The sequence below is a fragment of the Rhodococcus sp. I2R genome, assembly GCF_020889545.1.
GTDB lineage: Bacteria > Actinomycetota > Actinomycetes > Mycobacteriales > Mycobacteriaceae > Rhodococcoides.
In genome coordinates, this window is record NZ_JAHUTG010000022.1 from 1 (window position 1) to 17545 (window position 17545).

At 64.5% G+C, this 17545-nt stretch carries 17 protein-coding genes; 11 read left to right on the forward strand and 6 right to left on the reverse strand.

Translation table 11 applies throughout. The features are described from left to right. The first annotated feature begins 127 nt into the window (after positions 1-127). Complete coding sequence (locus KVY23_RS19595) at positions 128-2128, forward strand: MMPL family transporter (RefSeq protein WP_230557911.1); 2001 nt, start codon at positions 128-130, stop codon at positions 2126-2128. A 4-nt stretch (positions 2129-2132) separates the two neighbouring features. Next, positions 2133-2819, forward strand: coding sequence for a lipocalin family protein (locus KVY23_RS19600; RefSeq protein WP_230557912.1), 687 nt, complete (start codon positions 2133-2135; stop codon positions 2817-2819). 69 nt (positions 2820-2888) lie between these two features. Here the strand turns inward: KVY23_RS19600 and KVY23_RS19605 are convergent, their stop codons facing one another. Next, entirely contained in the window at positions 2889-3389 is a 501-nt protein-coding gene (locus tag KVY23_RS19605; protein WP_230557913.1) for a MarR family winged helix-turn-helix transcriptional regulator, read from the reverse strand. Between the two features lie 61 nt (positions 3390-3450). On the opposite strand from KVY23_RS19605, the gene KVY23_RS19610 reads away from it, so the two are divergent. Continuing rightward, positions 3451-4875 (forward strand): FUSC family protein, encoded by a 1425-nt coding sequence (locus KVY23_RS19610; RefSeq protein WP_230557914.1) that lies wholly within the window; start codon positions 3451-3453, stop codon positions 4873-4875. Here KVY23_RS19610 and KVY23_RS19615 read toward each other — a convergent pair. Then, on the reverse strand, positions 4872-5717 hold the full coding sequence (locus KVY23_RS19615; protein ID WP_230557915.1) for an SDR family oxidoreductase: 846 nt from the start codon (positions 5715-5717) through the stop codon (positions 4872-4874). The two genes, KVY23_RS19610 and KVY23_RS19615, sit on opposite strands and share 4 nt — an antisense overlap. Positions 5718-5827: 110 nt before the next feature. Here KVY23_RS19615 and KVY23_RS19620 point away from each other — a divergent pair, with 110 nt between their 5' ends. Continuing rightward, positions 5828-6202 (forward strand): helix-turn-helix domain-containing protein, encoded by a 375-nt coding sequence (locus tag KVY23_RS19620; RefSeq protein ID WP_230557916.1) that lies wholly within the window; start codon positions 5828-5830, stop codon positions 6200-6202. A 162-nt stretch (positions 6203-6364) separates the two neighbouring features. Then, the gene (locus KVY23_RS19625) at positions 6365-6889 is read left to right on the forward strand and encodes a DUF6764 family protein (RefSeq protein ID WP_230557917.1); all 525 of its coding nucleotides are present in this window, start codon (positions 6365-6367) and stop codon (positions 6887-6889) included. Between the two features lie 272 nt (positions 6890-7161). Here the strand turns inward: KVY23_RS19625 and KVY23_RS19630 are convergent, their stop codons facing one another. From KVY23_RS19630 to KVY23_RS19640, 3 genes are all read right to left on the reverse strand, one after another. Next, the gene (locus tag KVY23_RS19630; RefSeq protein WP_230557918.1) at positions 7162-8166 is read right to left on the reverse strand and encodes a hemolysin family protein; all 1005 of its coding nucleotides are present in this window, start codon (positions 8164-8166) and stop codon (positions 7162-7164) included. Then, positions 8163-9599, reverse strand: coding sequence for a hemolysin family protein (locus tag KVY23_RS19635; protein WP_230557919.1), 1437 nt, complete (start codon positions 9597-9599; stop codon positions 8163-8165). Before KVY23_RS19635 ends, KVY23_RS19630 begins: the two co-directional genes overlap by 4 nt. Positions 9600-9712: 113 nt before the next feature. Next, the gene (locus tag KVY23_RS19640; protein WP_230557920.1) at positions 9713-10126 is read right to left on the reverse strand and encodes a universal stress protein; all 414 of its coding nucleotides are present in this window, start codon (positions 10124-10126) and stop codon (positions 9713-9715) included. Positions 10127-10253: 127 nt separating this feature from the next. Here KVY23_RS19640 and KVY23_RS19645 point away from each other — a divergent pair, with 127 nt between their 5' ends. The 3 genes from KVY23_RS19645 to KVY23_RS19655 are packed head-to-tail and all read left to right on the forward strand — an operon-like array spanning position 10254 to position 13305. Further along, positions 10254-11243: a tripartite tricarboxylate transporter substrate binding protein gene (locus KVY23_RS19645; RefSeq protein ID WP_075841005.1), complete on the forward strand. Its 990-nt coding sequence runs from the start codon at positions 10254-10256 to the stop codon at positions 11241-11243. Further along, positions 11240-11800 (forward strand): tripartite tricarboxylate transporter TctB family protein, encoded by a 561-nt coding sequence (locus KVY23_RS19650; protein WP_075841004.1) that lies wholly within the window; start codon positions 11240-11242, stop codon positions 11798-11800. Before KVY23_RS19645 ends, KVY23_RS19650 begins: the two co-directional genes overlap by 4 nt. Then, a complete protein-coding gene (locus tag KVY23_RS19655) occupies positions 11800-13305 on the forward strand; it encodes a tripartite tricarboxylate transporter permease (RefSeq protein WP_206508384.1) in 1506 nt (501 codons plus the stop codon). Before KVY23_RS19650 ends, KVY23_RS19655 begins: the two co-directional genes overlap by 1 nt. Before the next feature lie 74 nt (positions 13306-13379). Here KVY23_RS19655 and KVY23_RS19660 read toward each other — a convergent pair whose 3' ends face one another. Continuing rightward, a complete protein-coding gene (locus KVY23_RS19660) occupies positions 13380-15557 on the reverse strand; it encodes a glutamine synthetase III (protein ID WP_230557921.1) in 2178 nt (725 codons plus the stop codon). Positions 15558-15893: 336 nt separating this feature from the next. Between KVY23_RS19660 and KVY23_RS19665 the strand changes: the two genes are divergently transcribed. From KVY23_RS19665 to KVY23_RS19675, 3 genes are read left to right on the forward strand one after another with little or no spacing between them, the layout of a single operon-like run. Continuing rightward, positions 15894-17072, forward strand: coding sequence for an alkane 1-monooxygenase (locus KVY23_RS19665; RefSeq protein ID WP_230557971.1), 1179 nt, complete (start codon positions 15894-15896; stop codon positions 17070-17072). Further along, positions 17072-17239 (forward strand): rubredoxin, encoded by a 168-nt coding sequence (locus KVY23_RS19670; protein ID WP_075841003.1) that lies wholly within the window; start codon positions 17072-17074, stop codon positions 17237-17239. Before KVY23_RS19665 ends, KVY23_RS19670 begins: the two co-directional genes overlap by 1 nt. Position 17240: 1 nt before the next feature. Next, on the forward strand, positions 17241-17426 hold the full coding sequence (locus tag KVY23_RS19675; protein ID WP_075841002.1) for a rubredoxin: 186 nt from the start codon (positions 17241-17243) through the stop codon (positions 17424-17426). Positions 17427-17545 lie beyond the last annotated feature (119 nt).

Sequence of the window (17545 nt, forward strand, 5' to 3'; positions counted from 1 at the left end):
TAGGGTTAGGAGTCACACAATCACTCCAGGTTGAAATAGTGCTCACCCACCAGCGGCTCGGTGACCAGCGTTCTCCGGTTGCACCAGCTCCAGCCGAAGACTCGCCGATCAAGTCCCATTAGGTTTCATGGCTGCCGTCGGAGAGAACGAATCCGCAGGTCAGGCACCGTCCTCGGTACCGCCCGCGGCAGAATCCGCCCAAGTTACCGACCTACTGGCCCAGTTCCCCGACGCCGATACCGCCGCTGCCCTACTGGTGCTGAGCCGCAGCGACGGCGCAGCATTGAGCGCCGCCGATCTCGTCGCCGGTCAGCAAGCACTCGACCGACTCACGGCAAGGCTCGGCGATACCGAAACCACCGCCTCACCACTCATTCCCGCCCCGGACGGTGAGGCGGCACTCGGGACGGTCGAAATCGACTCGTCCCTGTCCGGCTTCGACCTGACCGAGCAGATAACTTCCCTGCGCGACGCAGCCGCCGACGGCCTCCCCGACGGGCTGGTCACGCAGATCACCGGCGGCCCCGCGTTCGGAGCCGATATCGCCAACTCGTTCTCCGGCGCCAACGTCACACTGCTTGCGGTGACAGCCCTCGTCGTCGCCATCCTTCTCATCGTCACCTATCGGTCGCCGATCCTGTGGCTGGTCCCCCTCACGGTCATCGGCTTCGGAGATCGCGTCGCCACCTCCGTCGGCACCGCTCTTGCACAGGTGACCGGGCTGTCGTTCGACGGCTCCACCTCGGGCATCACCAGCGTCCTCGTCTTCGGCGCAGGTACCAACTATGCCCTACTGCTCATCTCGCGGTATCGAGAGGAACTGCGCCACGGCGACGGGAGGGAGGACCCCCGGGCCGCGCTGGCGCGTGCCGTCCGTCATGCCGGACCCGCCATCCTGGCCAGCAACGCCACCGTCGTACTCGCGCTGCTCACCCTGCTTCTCGCGATCCTGCCCAGCACCCGCAGCCTCGGCGCACTGGCAGCCGCCGGACTTGTCGTCGCAGCCGTCTTCGTGCTCGTCGTACTACCACCCCTGCTGGCGCTGTTCGGCCCCAAGCTGTTCTGGCCGTTCGTGCCCAAGCCCGAGGACAAGGACACCGCCACCTCCGGCGCCTGGTTCTCCATCGCCGCAGCGGTATCGCGGCACCCGATCAGGACTGCCACCGTCACCATCGTCGCACTGCTCGCGTGTTCGGCGGCCCTGTTCGGAACCGGCATCGGCCTGTCGCAGACCGAGCAGTTCCGCGTGTCCGCCGAGTCCGTCGAGGGATTCGACACCCTCGCCGAACACTTCCCGGCCGGTCTCGCCGATCCCACCACCGTGATCGCGCCGACCGATTCGGCCGAGGACGTCGAAGCGGCGCTCAACTCGGTCGGAGCCGTCTCCTCGTTCACCAGGGTTGCCGAGTCCGGCACCGGCCTGACGCAATGGTCCGTCGTGACCGACACCGCACCCGCGTCAGAGGAAGCATTCACTGCGGTCGGCGACCTGCGGAGTGCATTCGACGGTATACCGGACGCGCTCGTCGGCGGTAGCGACGCCCAGGCACTCGATACCAGCGAGGCCGCTGCGCGCGATCGACTCGTCGTGGTGCCCGCGATTCTGCTCGTCGTACTCATCGTGCTTTTCGTCCTGCTGCGTGCACTCGTGGCGCCCCTCCTACTCGTCGGGACCACCGTGCTGAGCGCGTTCGCAGCCCTCGGCGTTGGCAGCTGGGTCAGCAGCAACATCTTCGGATTCCCCGCACTGGACGACAATGTCCCGCTTTTCGCGTTCCTGTTTCTGGTCGCTCTCGGCGTCGACTACACGATCTTCCTGGTCGTACGCACGCGCGAGGAGACGCCCGGACATGGCACCCGGGCGGCCATCGTCCGCGCCGTCGGGGCCACCGGCGGCGTCATCACCAGCGCAGGCATCGTACTGGCGGCCGTCTTCTGCGTGCTGGGCGTTCTCCCACTGATCACGCTCACCCAGCTGGGAATCATTGTGGGCCTGGGCATTCTGCTCGACACTTTCGTCGTACGCACGCTGGTCATCCCGGCCCTGTTCACCCTCGTCGGCCCGGGGATATGGTGGCCGAACCGCATCGACTCCAACAATGCCGAACATCTGGATCAGAAGGAGTGAATTGATGAAGATACGTTCGATCGCAGCACGGGCCGTTGTGGGCGGGGCATGCGCGGCAGGACTTCTCCTGAGCGGGGGCGTCGCCGGGGCCCAGCCTGCACCCTCCGGATCGGCCGGGTTCGAGCTTCCGACGTTCGAGCTTCCGACGTTCGAGCTTCCGACGTTCGAGCTTCCGACGTTCGAGCCTTTGGCGCCGGTTCCGTCGCTCGACGTCGAGCGCTACCTCGGAACCTGGAACCAGGTGGCCGCGGTTCCGCAGCCGTTCAACCTGGCTTGCGCGCGGGACACCCAGGCGAACTACCAACTCATCGATGCCAGCAACATCCGGGTGGAGAACACCTGCACCACGTGGACCGGTGGCCAGAACGGCATCGTCGGTAACGCGCGCGTCAACGACACCGTCACCAATGCGCAGCTGCACGTGAGCTTCCCAAGTGTGCCCACCCAGGGCGACCCGGACGGCCCGACCAACTACATCGTCGCCTACATCGCCGAGGACTACTCGTGGGCACTCGTCGGCGATCCGCTGCGTACGTCCGGCTTCGTCCTCTCGCGCTCCCCGGAGGTTTCGCCGGAGCAGTTCCGCGAGATCCGTGCGGTTGCCGAGTCGAAGGGCTACAACTCGGCATTCATTCTCACGTCACCGACACCCGGCGGGGCGACCGACATCCGCCCGCTCTCGACGTACTAGGCGCTCCGCGCATGTGAGTGGAAATACGTGTCCCACTATGCATTTCCACTCACATGCGGCGAAGCCGCCTCAGTCGGCGTTCAGCGCCACCCTGCGCAGCAAGTCGGCCAGCGTGGCCATGTGCTCGGCGCTCAAACCCTCCAGGAGTTCGCGGTCGGCTTCGATGCGAAGAGGAAACACGCGGTCGACGAGCTCGCGGCCGGTGTCGGTGAGCCGCAGCAGCACCACGCGCCCGTCGCGCTCGAGCTTGAGGCGTTCGAGTAGTCCCTGGCTCACGAGCCGCTCGGAGATCTTGGTCGTCGATGCGCCGCTCATCAGCGTCACCGATGTCACCTCACTGGCCCGCAGTGGCCGGTCGGCACGCCGCAGCGCGCCGAGGACGTCGAATTCGGCGCGGGAAACACCGGTGGGCGCCAGTGCCGCCTCGAAGACGGCGTTGGACTTGGACGCGATCCTGCCGATTCGTCCCAGTATCTCGATCGGTGAGGTGTCGAGATCGGGGAGCGCCGAGGCCCATTCGCGTCGCACTCGGTCGACGATATCGCCGCCTGATGTCTTCCCCTGGATCATGCGTTCACAGTACGACGCTCGCCAGTTTGTTTACTAGTGAAACATCAGTAAACTTATTCGAGTGGCCGCACCCTCCGACCGAATCGAACATTCCCGCTCAGCACTCGCCCACGCGGTGTCGAGCCGAACCTGGCGTCAGGCCCTCTCGCTCGGCCGATCCGACGCGACCCTCGCGCCCGCCATCCGCGTCGGCCTCGCCACTGCGGTGGTTCTCATCGCAGGCGGATTGATCGGACGACCCGAGCTCGCCGGTTTCGCCGCACTCGGGGCGACATGCTCGGCGTTCGGACGCTACGAGCCGTACCCGCGGCGCGCCGGCAAACTGGCCCTGGTCGGCGGGATGATCGTGCTGTACGCGACGCTGGCCGCGCTGGTCGGTGTAGTAGCGCCCTCCGCCGCGATCGAGGTCATTGCGGTCTCGATCGCCGCAGGTGTCGCTGCCCTGCTCCTGGCAGCGTTCGCCGTCATGGGGCCGGGCGCGGTCATCCCGGTCTTCGCCTCGACCGCGGCCATCGCCTTCGCGCACACCGCCGCGGACGTGGTGACGGTGTTCCTGGCGACGGCAGTCGGCATGCTCGTCGGCCTCGGCACGGCGCTACTACCAGCGCTTCTTCACCCCGCCGGACCCGCGCAGCTCGCCGTCGCACGCGCTCTCGCCGCCGTCGATGCGCACCGCGGCACACCCCGCGACGAACCCGCGCGCGCCGCGATCGCACACGCTCGCACCGTCGTCACGCTCAACGGTGGCGCACGCGCGGACCGGCACCGGCTCGCGCTGATGACCCTCCTCGACGACGCCGAGGGTCTGCTCGAGGCCTGGGCGCGGGGGGACGATCCCGCACACGCCGAGACCGTCCTCGCCCACGAGCGCGCACTACGCGCGCTGCGCCGCTACGACGGGCTGCCGACAGGCGCTGCGGTCGCCCTTCCCGCGCCACCGAGAAGCTTCTTCGCCGAGGGCCTCGCGCGAATCACCTCACGCCCCCTGATACTCAATGGGATTCGCATCGCAATCGCTGCTGCGCTCGCCGCGTGGTGCGCGAGCGCCCTCGGATTCGAACACCCACTGTGGGCGACGATGGGCGCGGTGGCCGCCATGCAGGGCGTCACGTTCCAGTCCACGGTTCAGCGCGGAATTCAGCGCCTACTCGGAAACATGGCGGGCGCCGCGATCGCGGCCGGGCTGCTCGCCTTGTCCCCGGGCTACTGGCAAGCCGTCCTCGCCGTAGTGGCATTCCAGGTCACCGCCGAGCTGCTGGTGGTCAAGAACTACGCCCTGCTGTCGATCGCAGTCACGCCGATGGCGCTGATTCTCACCGGTCTTGCTGGCCACCTATCACCCGCCGTCGCTATCGACCGTGTCGGGGACACCCTCGTCGGGGTGCTGATCGGGATCACCGTAGCGGCTGTGACGATCGAAATCGGCGACCGCCAGCACCTGCCTGCTCCCCTGAATCCGGGACCGAATCCGGGACGCGAAGACTAGCTCAGGACGGTTGCGACGGGGGTCGACGGGCGGCCGATCAGTTTCTGCAAATCCCCGGATTCGGTGTCGAGTTCGCCGCGAGCGATACCGGCGTCGGCACTGGCGAGCATTTCGGCGACGAAATCGGGAAGTCCGGCCCCCTGCAGAATCTCGCGGTATGTCGCTTCCGGGACGTCCTGGTATTCCACCGGCTTGCCCGTGACCTGCGCCATCACGGCAGCAAGCTCGGTGTAGGTGAGTCGTTCGTCGCCGCCGAGTTCGTAGATTTTTCCGGCGTGACCCTCCGATGCCAGCACCACGACCGCTGCGGCCGCGAAGTCGGCGCGCGAGGCGCCCGCCACCTTGCCGTCACCAGCAGATCCGAGGAGCACCCCGGTCTCGGCCACCTGCGGCAGCGAGCTCTGGTAGTTCTCCCAGTACCAACCGTTTCGCAGCAAGGCAGACGGGATCGACGAGGCAGCCAAACGCTGTTCCGTCGCCAGATGTTCGGCGGCGAGGCTCACGCCGGAGGTGTCTGCGGCAAGCAGGGAGGTGTACGCAATGAAGGACACTCCGGCCGACTCCGCTGCGTCGATAACGTTGGTGTGCTGAGCAGTTCGCTGTCCGATCTCGGATCCGGACACAAGCAGGAGCTTGTCGACGCCGTCGAATGCGACCTTCAGAGCGTCGCGATCGCCGTACTCGGCGACGCGCACCTGGACGCCGCGCGCTGCCAGCGCTTGCGCCTTGGCGGCATCTCGCACGATTGCCACGATCTCACCGGCGGCGACGCCGCGCTCGATGAGCCCGTCGACGACGAGAGCGCCGAAATGCCCTGTTGCACCTGTTACTGCTGTGGTCATGCCATCTCCTGAGGTTGGGAAGTCGATTCCCCACCACTATGCACTTACTTTTTCGATAGTGCAATACAAATGCGCAGCAATTACGGGACTGTTTGCGCTAACATGGGGGAATGAGCGAAGCGGACCCCTCACTCGAAGCCGACGTCTTCGCACGCAACTGCTCCTCCCGCGACGTGCTGCAAAATGCGACGAGCCGCTGGGGCACACTCGCGCTGGCCGCACTCGGCGAGGGCGACTACCGGTTCAACGCATTGCGCAGGCGTGTCGACGGCGTCAGCGAACGAATGCTGTCGCAGACACTCCAAGCCCTCGAACGCGACGGAATGGTTGTACGCACGGTGCTGGAAACCATTCCACCGAAGGTCGAATACAGCCTCACCCCGCTGGGCCGACAGGTCGCCTCGCAACTGACAAGCCTGATCGAGCTGCTCGAATCCAACCTGCCTGCCGTCCTCGAGGCCCGCGAGCGCCACGACGCCCGCTGACTGGGCAGGCGGCACCGTTCCCTCTCCGTTATCGTATGGTTTCCCACTCGTGACCATCGATTTCTGTGGTCGTGTCCGAAGACGGGGACCGTGAAGTGCAGGGCGCCGCGGGCGAACGAGCGAGCGACCCTCGACCGGCACGAACCTATCGGGAGGCTCTTCATGTCCACCACAGTCGCAACCAGCAAGTCTGCAATCGCGAGGTCGGGAAAGGCCGTCACGCGGACAGTCGGCGGCGCAGCAGCGATCGGAATAGCCTGTGCAGCTGCCGTTCTGCTGCCGGGAACCGCCTCTGCTGCTCCCGCCGCATGCACCACCGCACCGGGCGGCGCAGCGCAGGTCGCCCTCGACGGAACCTCGCAGTGTGACAGTGTCGCCGACGCCACGAGCGCTGCTGCCGGTTACGGCATTGCAGGCTGGGGCTCGGCAACCGCCGTGGCAAACGCAGCGGCGCTCGCGCTCGGACTCGAAGGCGGCACCGCAGTGGCCGACGCATCGTTCGGAGGTGGCCCGGCAGCAATCGCCTTCGGTCCCGGCAGCGTCGCGGCCAACGAAGGCGTCGGCCCAGGCCTGTCCATCGCAGTGGCCGGCCCCGGCGCCACCATCACCCTGACACCGACCGGCGCGGTCTGCGACGGACCGGGAATCGCCGGAAGCTTCACCACATTGCAGGGCTGCATCGGCTGAGGTGCTCTCGCGCGCATCTGTTGACCTACAACCCTGTTCTGGGGAAGCATGAGCGGGTAGCAACCCCTTCGCGGCCGGACCCGGTCGCACACCAGATCAGGAGCCAGCCCGATGATGTCCTACCTGCTGTACGACGCGCTACTACCCCAGGTCGGTCACGACGTTGCCGTCTACTGGGCTTCGTTGCTCGTCATCAAACCCGTATAGCACCGCACATACGAGAGGGGCCGCACCGACATCGTCGGTGCGGCCCCTCTCGTTCTGTGGACAGGTCAGACCGCAACTCCGGCAGCCGGAAGCAGTCGAGAGAGCACGTCCGACATCGTCACCACGCCGACCGTGGCGTCGCCGTCGACCACCAGTGCGAGGTGGCTGCTCGTCTCGCGCATCGACGCCAGAGCGACATAGACCGGGGTATCCGCTGCGATCGTGAAGACCGGACGGGTCACTTCCGCCAAGTCCACCTCACTGTTCAACGTGTCGCGCACGTGCACGACTCCGCTGACAGTCTCGCCATCCTTGACGAGGATGCGCAGATGCCCCGAGCGCAGCGAGGCCGCCCGCACGTCGGCGACGGTGGCCGTCGGCGGCACGGATGTCGTGACGCCGTGGCGAACCAGGTCACCCACCGTCAGCCGCTGGAGCTCGAGGGCACCGGATAACTGCACCGAGTAGCTCGCGTCGAGCGCACCCACGTTGACCGAATGCTCGACCAACTGACGGAGATCGTCCGGGCTCTGACCCGCCCCGATCTGATCCGCCGGTTCGACCCCCACTTTGCGCAAGCACCAGTTGGCCATGTTGTTGAGCACGGTCAGAATCGGCCGTGTCAAGAACATGAAGCCGCGCATCGGGATCGCCAGCATGGTCGCGGACTTCTCGGGGTGCGCGATGGCCCATGACTTCGGCGCCATCTCGCCCACCACCAGGTGCAGGAAGGTGACGATGATCAGGGCCAACACGAACCCGGTCACGTCTGCGACCCAGTAGGGCAGGCCCCAATGCTCGAACACCGGCGTGAAGTAATGGTGCACCGCCGGTTTCGTGAACGCACCGAGCGCAAGCGTGCACAGAGTGATACCGAGTTGCGATCCAGCCAGGAGCACGGTCAGTTCGCTGGAACTTCGCAGGGCCGCGCGCGCGGCCCTGCTGGTCATGGCCGCATCCTCCAAACGGTGACGTTTGGCTGCGAGCAACGCGAATTCGACGGCAACGAAGAAGGCACTCGAGGCGATGAGGCCGATAGTGACCGCGAGAAATACCCACAGGTTGCTCATCGGTGCTCGTCCAATTCTCGATCGCTCGTATTGTCTTCGGTGTCGGAATCCCCGCTACCGGATTCCCTACTGCCGCTCTCCCTTTGGCCCAGTTCGAGACGGACCAGAGAAGGCACGTAGTTGTCGATTTCCAGAACTTCGACGGAGACGAACCGTTCCGGAGCATCGTCGTCGGCGCCGATCAGATCGGCGGAGTCCGCCGGTAGATCGACTTCGATACGCGTCCCCACGACGGGAAGCGCGCCGTGGTGCGTGATGACGAACCCGGCGATGGTCTCGTAGTCACCCTGGGGCAGGTCGTGGTCGATGGACCGTTCGACCTCGTCGACGTGGATCTCACCCGACATGGTCCAGGTGCCGTCCTCGCCTGCGATCGGGGCGTAGTCGACGATGTCGTCGTCGTGCTCGTCGGTGATCTCGCCGACGAGTTCCTCGGCCAGATCCTCGATCGTGATGACACCCGTGAGCCCGCCGTATTCATCTATGACACAGGCCAATTGGTTCTTCGAGCTACGAAGTTCACCGACCGCATCGGGTAGCGCCTGGGTCTCCGGAAGGATCAGGGCAGGTCGAACGAACTCGCTGATTTTCGCCTCGGGTCGACCGACGATCGCGAGAATGTCCTGTAGATGAACGACACCCACGATGCCGTCGTCCTCGTCGAGAACGGGATAACGCGAATGCTCCTGTCCCATCAGCGCTTCGACCTCTGCAAGCGTGTCCGTGGCACGGACGGTGGCTGCTCGGGACCGCGGAATCATCGCATGCTCGACGGTGCGCGTCGGAAAGTCGAGGATGCGATCGAGCAGATCGGACAACTCGTCGGGCAGATCGCCGGAGTCCTTGGACTCGGCGACGATGTGCTCGAGGTCCCTGGGCGTGGCCGAGTGCTCCACGTCGTGCACAGGTTCGATTTTCAAGGCCTTGAGTAGCAGGTTCGACGCGTGGTCGAAGATGGTGATGAGCCAACCGAACGCTTTGAGGTAAATCGTGGTCGACAGCGAGAGCCACCGTGCCACCGGTTCGGGGCGCGCGATCGCGAAGTTCTTGGGGAACAGTTCGCCGAAGAGCATCTGCACGAAGGTCGAGAACAGCAGCGCTGCGACCGCGCCGATACCCACGCCGACCGCGGTGGGGACGCCGACGCCGCCCATCATGGTCCCCAGAGACTGTCCGATCAGGGGTTCGGCCACGTAACCGACGAGCAGGCCGGTGACGGTGATGCCCAGCTGTGCACCGGACAACATGAACGACGTGCGCTTGGTGACCTGCAGTGTTCGACGCGCAACTACGTCGCCTTCTTCGGCGCGCGCCTTCAGGCGGGACCGGTCCACGGTCATGTAGGAGAATTCCTGCGCCACGAAGTAGCCGGTGGCCACCGTGATGAGAAAAACTACGAGGAAGCCGAGCAGAAGAGTGAGCACTGCACTCATTCGCCGGACACCGCCTCGCACATAATCGATGTAGTGCGGGGAGCCGTGTCCGGCCCGGGTTTATCGCTGTCCATGAATCCTCTGCTTGTGGATGGTGGGAGTGCTGCCCGATTCTAGCGGGTCGAGCGCTCCTCTGGCGCCTTCACCACCAAAACGGGCACCGGGCTGTCGAGCAGCACACGCTGCACGGTGCTTCCCATCAAGAATTTCCCGACCGCCGAGCGTCGGCGCGACCCGATCACCAGCAACGTCGCTCCGATCTCGGCGGCCAGATCGACGATGGCTCCGGCCGGATCCCCTGCATCGGGTTCGACTCTGATCGAGAACTGCGCGTCAGCCAAGTCGCGGCTGGTCAACATTTGCTCGGTCGCGAGACGTGTTGCCTCCCTGTCCTCTTCGCTGACGGATTTGGCGTCGACGACGGCGAGCGCAATCAGTTCCTGCCCCCGTAGCCTCGATTCCTCGACTCCGCGCACCAACGCCTCACGGCCCTCGGGTGAATCACTCGTTACTACGGCTACCGACATCGCTCGTCTCCACTCGTTAGCTGTTCATGGGGGTCACACTTACTTGATACGCCGTACCGTCCGACTGGACTTTGCAGATGCAGCTTAACTACTCTCCGACTGTGACACATCACACGAAAGGCATTTGATGGGGGTTTCGCCCACACTGTCCAAATCACTCCTGGCGATCGCAGTCATCGGCGCCGTTACCGTCGCGGGCATCGATGCAAGCCGCAGCCAAAGCGGTTCCGACGCCCGGTCCAAGCTCACGATGATCGCGCCCGCAGCAGCCGGTGGAGGCTGGGATCTCGTTGCGCGAGAGGCACAGCAGGCGATGCGCTCGGACAACATCGTCAACAACGCGCAAGTGGTCAACGTGCCGGGCGCCGGCGGCACGATCGGACTGAGCCAACTCGAGAGCCTGTCCGGCCAGGCGACGACGATGATGGTCACCGGCACCGTCATGCTCGGCGGAATCGCGATCAACAACTCCGAGACCACGCTGGCCGACACGGTGCCCATCGCCAAGCTCGCCGAGGACTTCGAAGTCTTCGTCGTCCCGAAGGAATCGCCGTACCAAAATGTCGAGGACATGATTGCGGCCTGGCGTGCCAATCCCGGCGGCCTGCCCATCGGCGGCGGTTCGCTCGGCGGCATCGACCACATCGTCGCCGGCCAGCTCGCACAGCAGGCGGACATCGATCCGGCGGCGATCAACTACATCGCCTACTCCGGTGGCGGCGAAGTGCTCACCGCACTGCTCTCCAACACCGTCGGCGTTGCAGTCAGCGGCTACAACGACTTTCGCGATCAGATCGAAGCCGGCAACGTACGCGCACTCGCCGTCGCGGCACCCGAGCCGGTGGACGGAATCGACGTCGACACCTTCGCCGAACTCGGATACGACGTCGACCTGGTCAACTGGCGCGGCTTCGTCGCACCGCCCGGAATCTCGGACGAGGACCGCCAGACCCTGATCGATATCGTCACGGAGATGTCGGAGACCGAGCAGTGGGCCAGCGCCGTCGAACGAAATCGGTGGAAAGAATCCTTCTTGACCGGTGATGAGTTCGGCGAGTTCCTCGAGGTCGAACAAACCCGCATCACCGACATCCTTCGAGAGTTGGGACTCGTATGACCTCCGAGACGAAGTCCTCCGCGGACAACGATCCGGTTTCTCCTTCCCGAACCCCCGAGGCTTCGTTCTGGACCGGACGCAGCGGCCTCGTCGTTCCAGCGTTGCTCGTCGCCCTCGGCCTGTTCCTCGTCTACGGCACGGTGACGATGACCGTTCCGGAAACAGCGACATCGCCTGGCCCACAGGTATTCCCGTCGATCGTTGCCGGTGGATGCTTCATCATCGCCATCCTCGTCACCATCCAGTTGCTCCTGAAGCCCGATGTCATCGACCGCGGAGTCGACGAGAACGGCGTCGTGCACACGGGCAGTGTCAGCAACTGGCGCACCACAGGGATCACCGTCGCCTCGGTGGCCGTCTTCATCGCTCTGCTGGACCCGCTCGGATGGGTTCTGGCCGGTGCACTCCTGTTCTGGGGTGTGTCGATCGGACTCGGTAGCCGTCGGTACGTGTTCGACGCCGCCATCGCATTGCTGGTCTCCTCCGCGGTGCAGATCGCGTTCTCTGCCGGACTCGGACTCACGCTCCCCGGCGGCATCCTGGCGGAGGTGTTCTGATGGATTCGCTGAGCAATCTCCTCGAGGGCTTCGGGACAGCCCTGACGCCGATGAACCTCGTGTGGGTTCTCGTCGGCGCCATGCTCGGTACCGCGGTGGGCGTTCTGCCCGGCCTCGGTTCGGCCATGGCCGTTGCACTGTTGCTTCCCGTCACGTTCACCCTCGACCCCACCGCGGCGCTCATCATGTTCGCCGGCGTGTATTTCGGTGGCCTCTTCGGTGACTCGATCTCCGGCATCCTGATGAACACCCCCGGCAACAGCACCGCGATCGCGGGCACGTTCGAGGGCCATCGGATGGCAAAGAACGGCCGGGCGCCTCAGGCACTCGCCACGTCGGCGATCGGCGCCTTCATCGGTGGCATCGTCGCAACCACGCTGGTCGTGTTCTTCGCACCCGCATTGGCCGATCTTGCGACGAACTTCGGTCCTGCCGAGTACTTCGCGCTGGCTGTCTTCGCTTTCGTCGCAACTTCCGCGGTGGTATCGGACTCGGCGCTCAAGGGTCTGACTGCGCTGCTGATCGGCTTGACTCTCGCCGTCATCGGCATCGATGGGCCATCCGGCGCCTCACGCTTCACCTTCGAGGTGCCCGCGATGTTCGACGGCATCCACATCGTCGTCATCACCGTGGCGATGCTCGCTCTCGGTGAGGTGATCCACGTCGCGTCGAAGATAGGACGCCCGGAGGACACCTCGCTCATCGCCTCCGAAGGGCGCCCCTTCCTGAGTCGAGCCGAGTTCCGAGATGCTCTCCCTGCCTGGCTGCGCGGTACCGCCTTCGGTGTCCCGTTCGGCGTCATCCCGGCCGGCGGCGCCGAGGTGCCGAGCTTCCTGTCCTACGGCGCCGAGCGCAGGCTCGACCGCAACAGGAAAAATCCCATGTTCGGCAAGGGCGCCATCCGCGGTGTCGCCGGACCGGAGGCAGCAGGCAACGCCACCGCAGGTACGGCGATGGGCGCACTCCTCGCACTGGGTCTGCCGACATCGGCTACCGCCGCAATCATGCTCGCTGCGTTCCAGCAGTACGGCATGCAGCCGGGACCGCTGCTGTTCGAGCGCAGCGGCGATATCGTCTGGGCACTCATCGCCAGCCTGTTCGTCGCGATGGTGGTTCTGCTGATTCTGAACCTGCCGTTCGCGCCGTTGTGGGCGAAACTGCTGAAGATCCCCAAGAACTACCTGTACGCGGGGATCACCGTGTTCGCGGCCCTCGGTGTTTACGCATCGAGCGCGTCCATCGTGGATCTGATGTTCATGCTCGGTCTCGGCATCCTCGGGTTCATGATGCGGCGCTACGGCATTCCGCTTGCTCCCGTGCTGATCGCTGTCATCCTCGGTCCCCTCGCCGAGGACTCATTGCGACGTGCGCTTGCCGTCAGCGAAGGCGATCCGAGCATCCTCATCGGCAGCGGCATCACCGTCGTGCTCTACACGCTGCTGACGATCGCCATCGTGTTCACCATCGTCAGCAAGGTCCGCTCGCGCGCCAAAGCCGACTTCTGAGTAGGCGCTTCGCGCATGTGAGTGGAAATACTTGTCCTGCTATGTATTTCCACTCACATGCGGCGGAGCCGTCTTTAGAGGATGTACAGCATTTCCTGGTACGTCGGCAGCGGCCACAGATCGTCGGCCACCATCGATTCGAGTACGTCAGCAGCCGATCGCACCGAGGACATCGCCGGAAGCAGCGCGTCCTTCGCGTGCATGGCCTCGGCCAGTGCGTCACCGCCCGGATCGCTCTCGAGGGCGGACTTCAGCGTCGCCAGAGCCGACCGGAGATCGGCGAGCGGCGCCGAAACTGCCTTCAATGCCGCAGTATCGGCGTCGATACCCGCAGCCGCGAGCGCAGCGACATTCTGAGCCAACTCGGTCTGGAACCGCACTGCTGCCGGGAGCACCGAAGTCTGTCCCATCTCGAGCGTCAAGCGCGCCTCGACGAACACCGTCAGGGCGTACTGCTCCAAGCCGATCTCGTAGCGCGAGTGCATTTCTCGGTGGTTGAACACCTTGTACTTCTCGAACAGTTCCATCGCAGACTCGGAGATCAGCTCGGGTAGAGCATCGAGCGTCGTCCGCAGGTTCGGCAGGCCCCGCGACTCGGCCTCGATCTGCCAGTTGTCGGAGTAGCCGTCGCCGTTGAACACGACAGCACCGTGCTCGGTGATGATCTCCGTCAACAGATTCTGCACCGCCGTATCGAACTCGACACCGTCCGCCACCGCAGTTTCGAGCTGAGTAGCCATGTAGTCCAGCGCCTCGGCCATGATCGTGTTGATGGTGACCATCGGGCCGTTGACCGTCTGCATCGAGCCCGGTGCGCGGAATTCGAACCTGTTGCCGGTGAAGGCAAAGGGGCTGGTGCGGTTGCGGTCACCAGGATCGGTCGGCAGCACAGGAAGCGTGTCGGCGCCGATCATCATGGTGCCCTTGCCCTTCGAGGACGTAGCCGCTCCCTTGGCGATCTGATCGAACACATCGGCCAGCTGATCACCGAGGAAGATCGAGATGATCGCCGGCGGAGCCTCGTTCGCGCCGAGGCGGTGATCGTTGGTCGCCGACGCCACCGAGGCGCGCAGCAGGCCGCCGTACTTGTGCACCGCGCGGATGACCGCGGCACAGAACACGAGGAACTGAGCGTTGTCGTGCGGATTGTCACCGGGTACCAGCAGCGAACCCAGTTCGGAGTTGCCCAGCGAGAAGTTGACGTGCTTGCCCGAACCGTTGACGCCCTCGAACGGCTTCTCGTGGAACAGACACTCCATGCCGTGCTTCTTGGCAATGGTCTTGAACGTCGTCATCAGCAGCTGCTGGTGGTCGGCGGCGATGTTGCCCCGCTCGAACATCGGCGCTACCTCGAACTGCCCGGGCGCGACCTCGTTGTGGCGTGTCTTGGCCGGGATCCCGAGCTTGAACAACTCGCGCTCGGTGTCCATCATGAATCCGAGCACCCGCTCGGGGATGGCACCGAAATAGTGGTCGTCGAATTCCTGGCCCTTGGGCGGCTTCGACCCGAACAGGGTGCGGCCGGAGTTGAGCAGGTCGGGGCGGGCGAGGAAGAAGTGGCGGTCGACGAGGAAGTACTCCTGCTCGGGTCCGCAGAACGAGACGATGTTCTCGATGTCCTCGTGTCCGAACAGCTTCAGTATCCGCTCGGCATGCCCGCCCATTGCCTGCTGTGAACGCAGCAGCGGAGTCTTGTGGTCGAGCGCATCACCGGTCATCGACACGAACACCGTCGGGATGCAGAGGGTGTTTCCGTTCGGGTTCTCGAGCACGTACGCGGGACTGGTGACGTCCCAGCCGGTGTACCCGCGAGCCTCGAAGGTATTGCGGAGTCCGCCGTTGGGGAAGCTCGAGGCGTCGGGCTCACCCTGGATCAGGGTCTTGCCGGCGAACTCGGCCAGTGCTGATCCGTCCCCGACAGGGTCGAAGAAGCTGTCGTGCTTCTCGGCCGTCAGGCCGGTCAGTGGGTAGAAGACGTGCGCGTAGTGCGTGGCACCCTTCTCGAGCGCCCAATCCTTCATCGCCGACGCAACCGCGTCGGCGACCATGGGATCGAGCGGCTTGCCTTTGTCGATCGTTGCCATCACAGACTTGAAGACCGACTTGGGCAGTCGCTTCTGCATGACGACCTTGCTGAAGACGTTATCACCGAATATCTCACCCGGCTTCTCGTCTCCGACGAAACTCACCGCAGGCGGTACGTACGCCTCTACGTCCTTGATCGCCTGCAGACGAACGGCATTTCCACTCATACGCTTCTACCCCTCGGCCTGGTGCTTCGCTGCTGTTTCGCGAAGCCAACCAGCGAACTGTACGAATGCATCGTGGCGTCCGTGTTTCGCCGCTGTATCGACTGCGAGGCGAGGTGGCGGCCGCATCTGCTTCCACTACGTGCACAGAATCACAGCAGGTTGGACAAATTCTGCGTTTTGTCTTTCCAGCTTTACAATTTCGCGGTATTGTCATCTTGCAGGTGACAGACACCACTTAGTTCTCGAGAAGGAGCTTCAGTCGTGGCAACTCAGACGAGTCCGCAGCCGGGTACGCCCGTCGAGGAGTGGCGCGACAAGAAGCGCTTCCTCTGGCTGATGGGACTGATTCCGCCGACCGCGATCTTCATGGCGCTCGGCATGATCTGGGCATTCAACCAGCTCGGATGGAACGCGGTTTCCCCCATCTGGTGGTGGATCGGTCCGCTGTTGGTCTACGGACTTCTTCCCCTTCTCGACCTCTTCTTCGGCCCCGACGGCCAGAACCCGCCCGACGAGGTGATGGAACGACTCGAGAACGACAAGTACTACCGCTACTGCACCTACGCGTACATCCCATTCCAACTCACCTCCCTCGTGCTCGCGTGCTACCTGTGGACGGCTGACAACCTGAGCTGGCTCGGCATCGACGGTGGACTCGGCCTGATCTCGAAGATCGGGCTCGCCATCAGCGTCGGCGTCATGGGCGGCGTCGGCATCAACACCGCGCACGAGATGGGCCACAAGAAGGACAGCCTGGAGCGGTGGCTCTCGAAGGTCACTCTGGCCCAGACTTTCTACGGACACTTCTACATCGAACACAACCGCGGCCACCACGTCCGCGTCGCGACGCCGGAGGACCCCGCCAGCGCAAAGTTCGGTGAGAGCTTCTGGAAGTTCCTCCCCCGCAGCGTCTGGGGCAGCCTGAAGTCGTCCTGGCACATCGAAAAGACGCGCATGGAGCGCCTCGGCAAGTCCACCTGGAACATTCGCAACGACGTTCTCAACGCATGGCTGATGTCGGTCGTGCTGTTCGGGGCGCTGACCGCTGTCTTCGGCGTGAGCATCCTTCCGTTCCTGCTGATCCAGGCCGTCTACGGCTTCTCACTCCTGGAGACGGTGAACTACCTCGAGCACTACGGCCTGCTCCGCGCGAAGACCAAATCCGGTCGGTACGAGCGGTGCGCGCCGGAACACAGCTGGAACTCCGATCACATCGTCACCAACATCTTTCTGTACCACCTGCAGCGTCACAGTGATCACCACGCCAATCCCACTCGGCGGTACCAGATCCTGCGCAGCATGGAAGGCGCACCAAACCTCCCGAGCGGATACGCCAGCATGATCTCACTCGCCTACTTCCCACCGATCTGGCGAAAAGTGATGGACCACCGGGTGATCGAGCACTACGACGGCGACATCACCAAGGTGAACATCGACCCGAGCAAGCGTGAAAAGATGCTGGCCCGGTACGGCGTCACTGCCGGAACCGACTCGACTCGAGAGAGTGACCGCTGATGGCGAGCTACGAGTGCCCGGTGTGCAACTTCGTCTACGACGAGGCCGCCGGCGCCCCGCGTGAAGGATTTCCGGCGGGCACCCCATGGTCCGACGTCGACGACGACTGGCCCTGCCCCGACTGCGGCGTCCGCGAAAAGGTCGACTTCGAACAGAAAGCAGGATGACATGGCTACCGATTTCAAGCTCTACCAGTGCATGCAGTGCGGCTTCGAATACGACGAGGAACTCGGCTGGCCCGATGACGGTATCGAGCCGGGCACCAAGTGGGAGGACATCCCCGAGGACTGGAGTTGCCCTGACTGCGGCGCTGCAAAATCGGACTTCTTCATGGTCGAGGTAAGCCGGCCGTGACCGCGGCGGTGGGGGCTGGGGGCCTGTCGGTCGGAAACACGACCGTTCGGCGCGCGGATAGACTTGTCGTTGTGACAGCGCAACCGGTCAACCCGAGCCCCTACCGGAACGCGGCCACC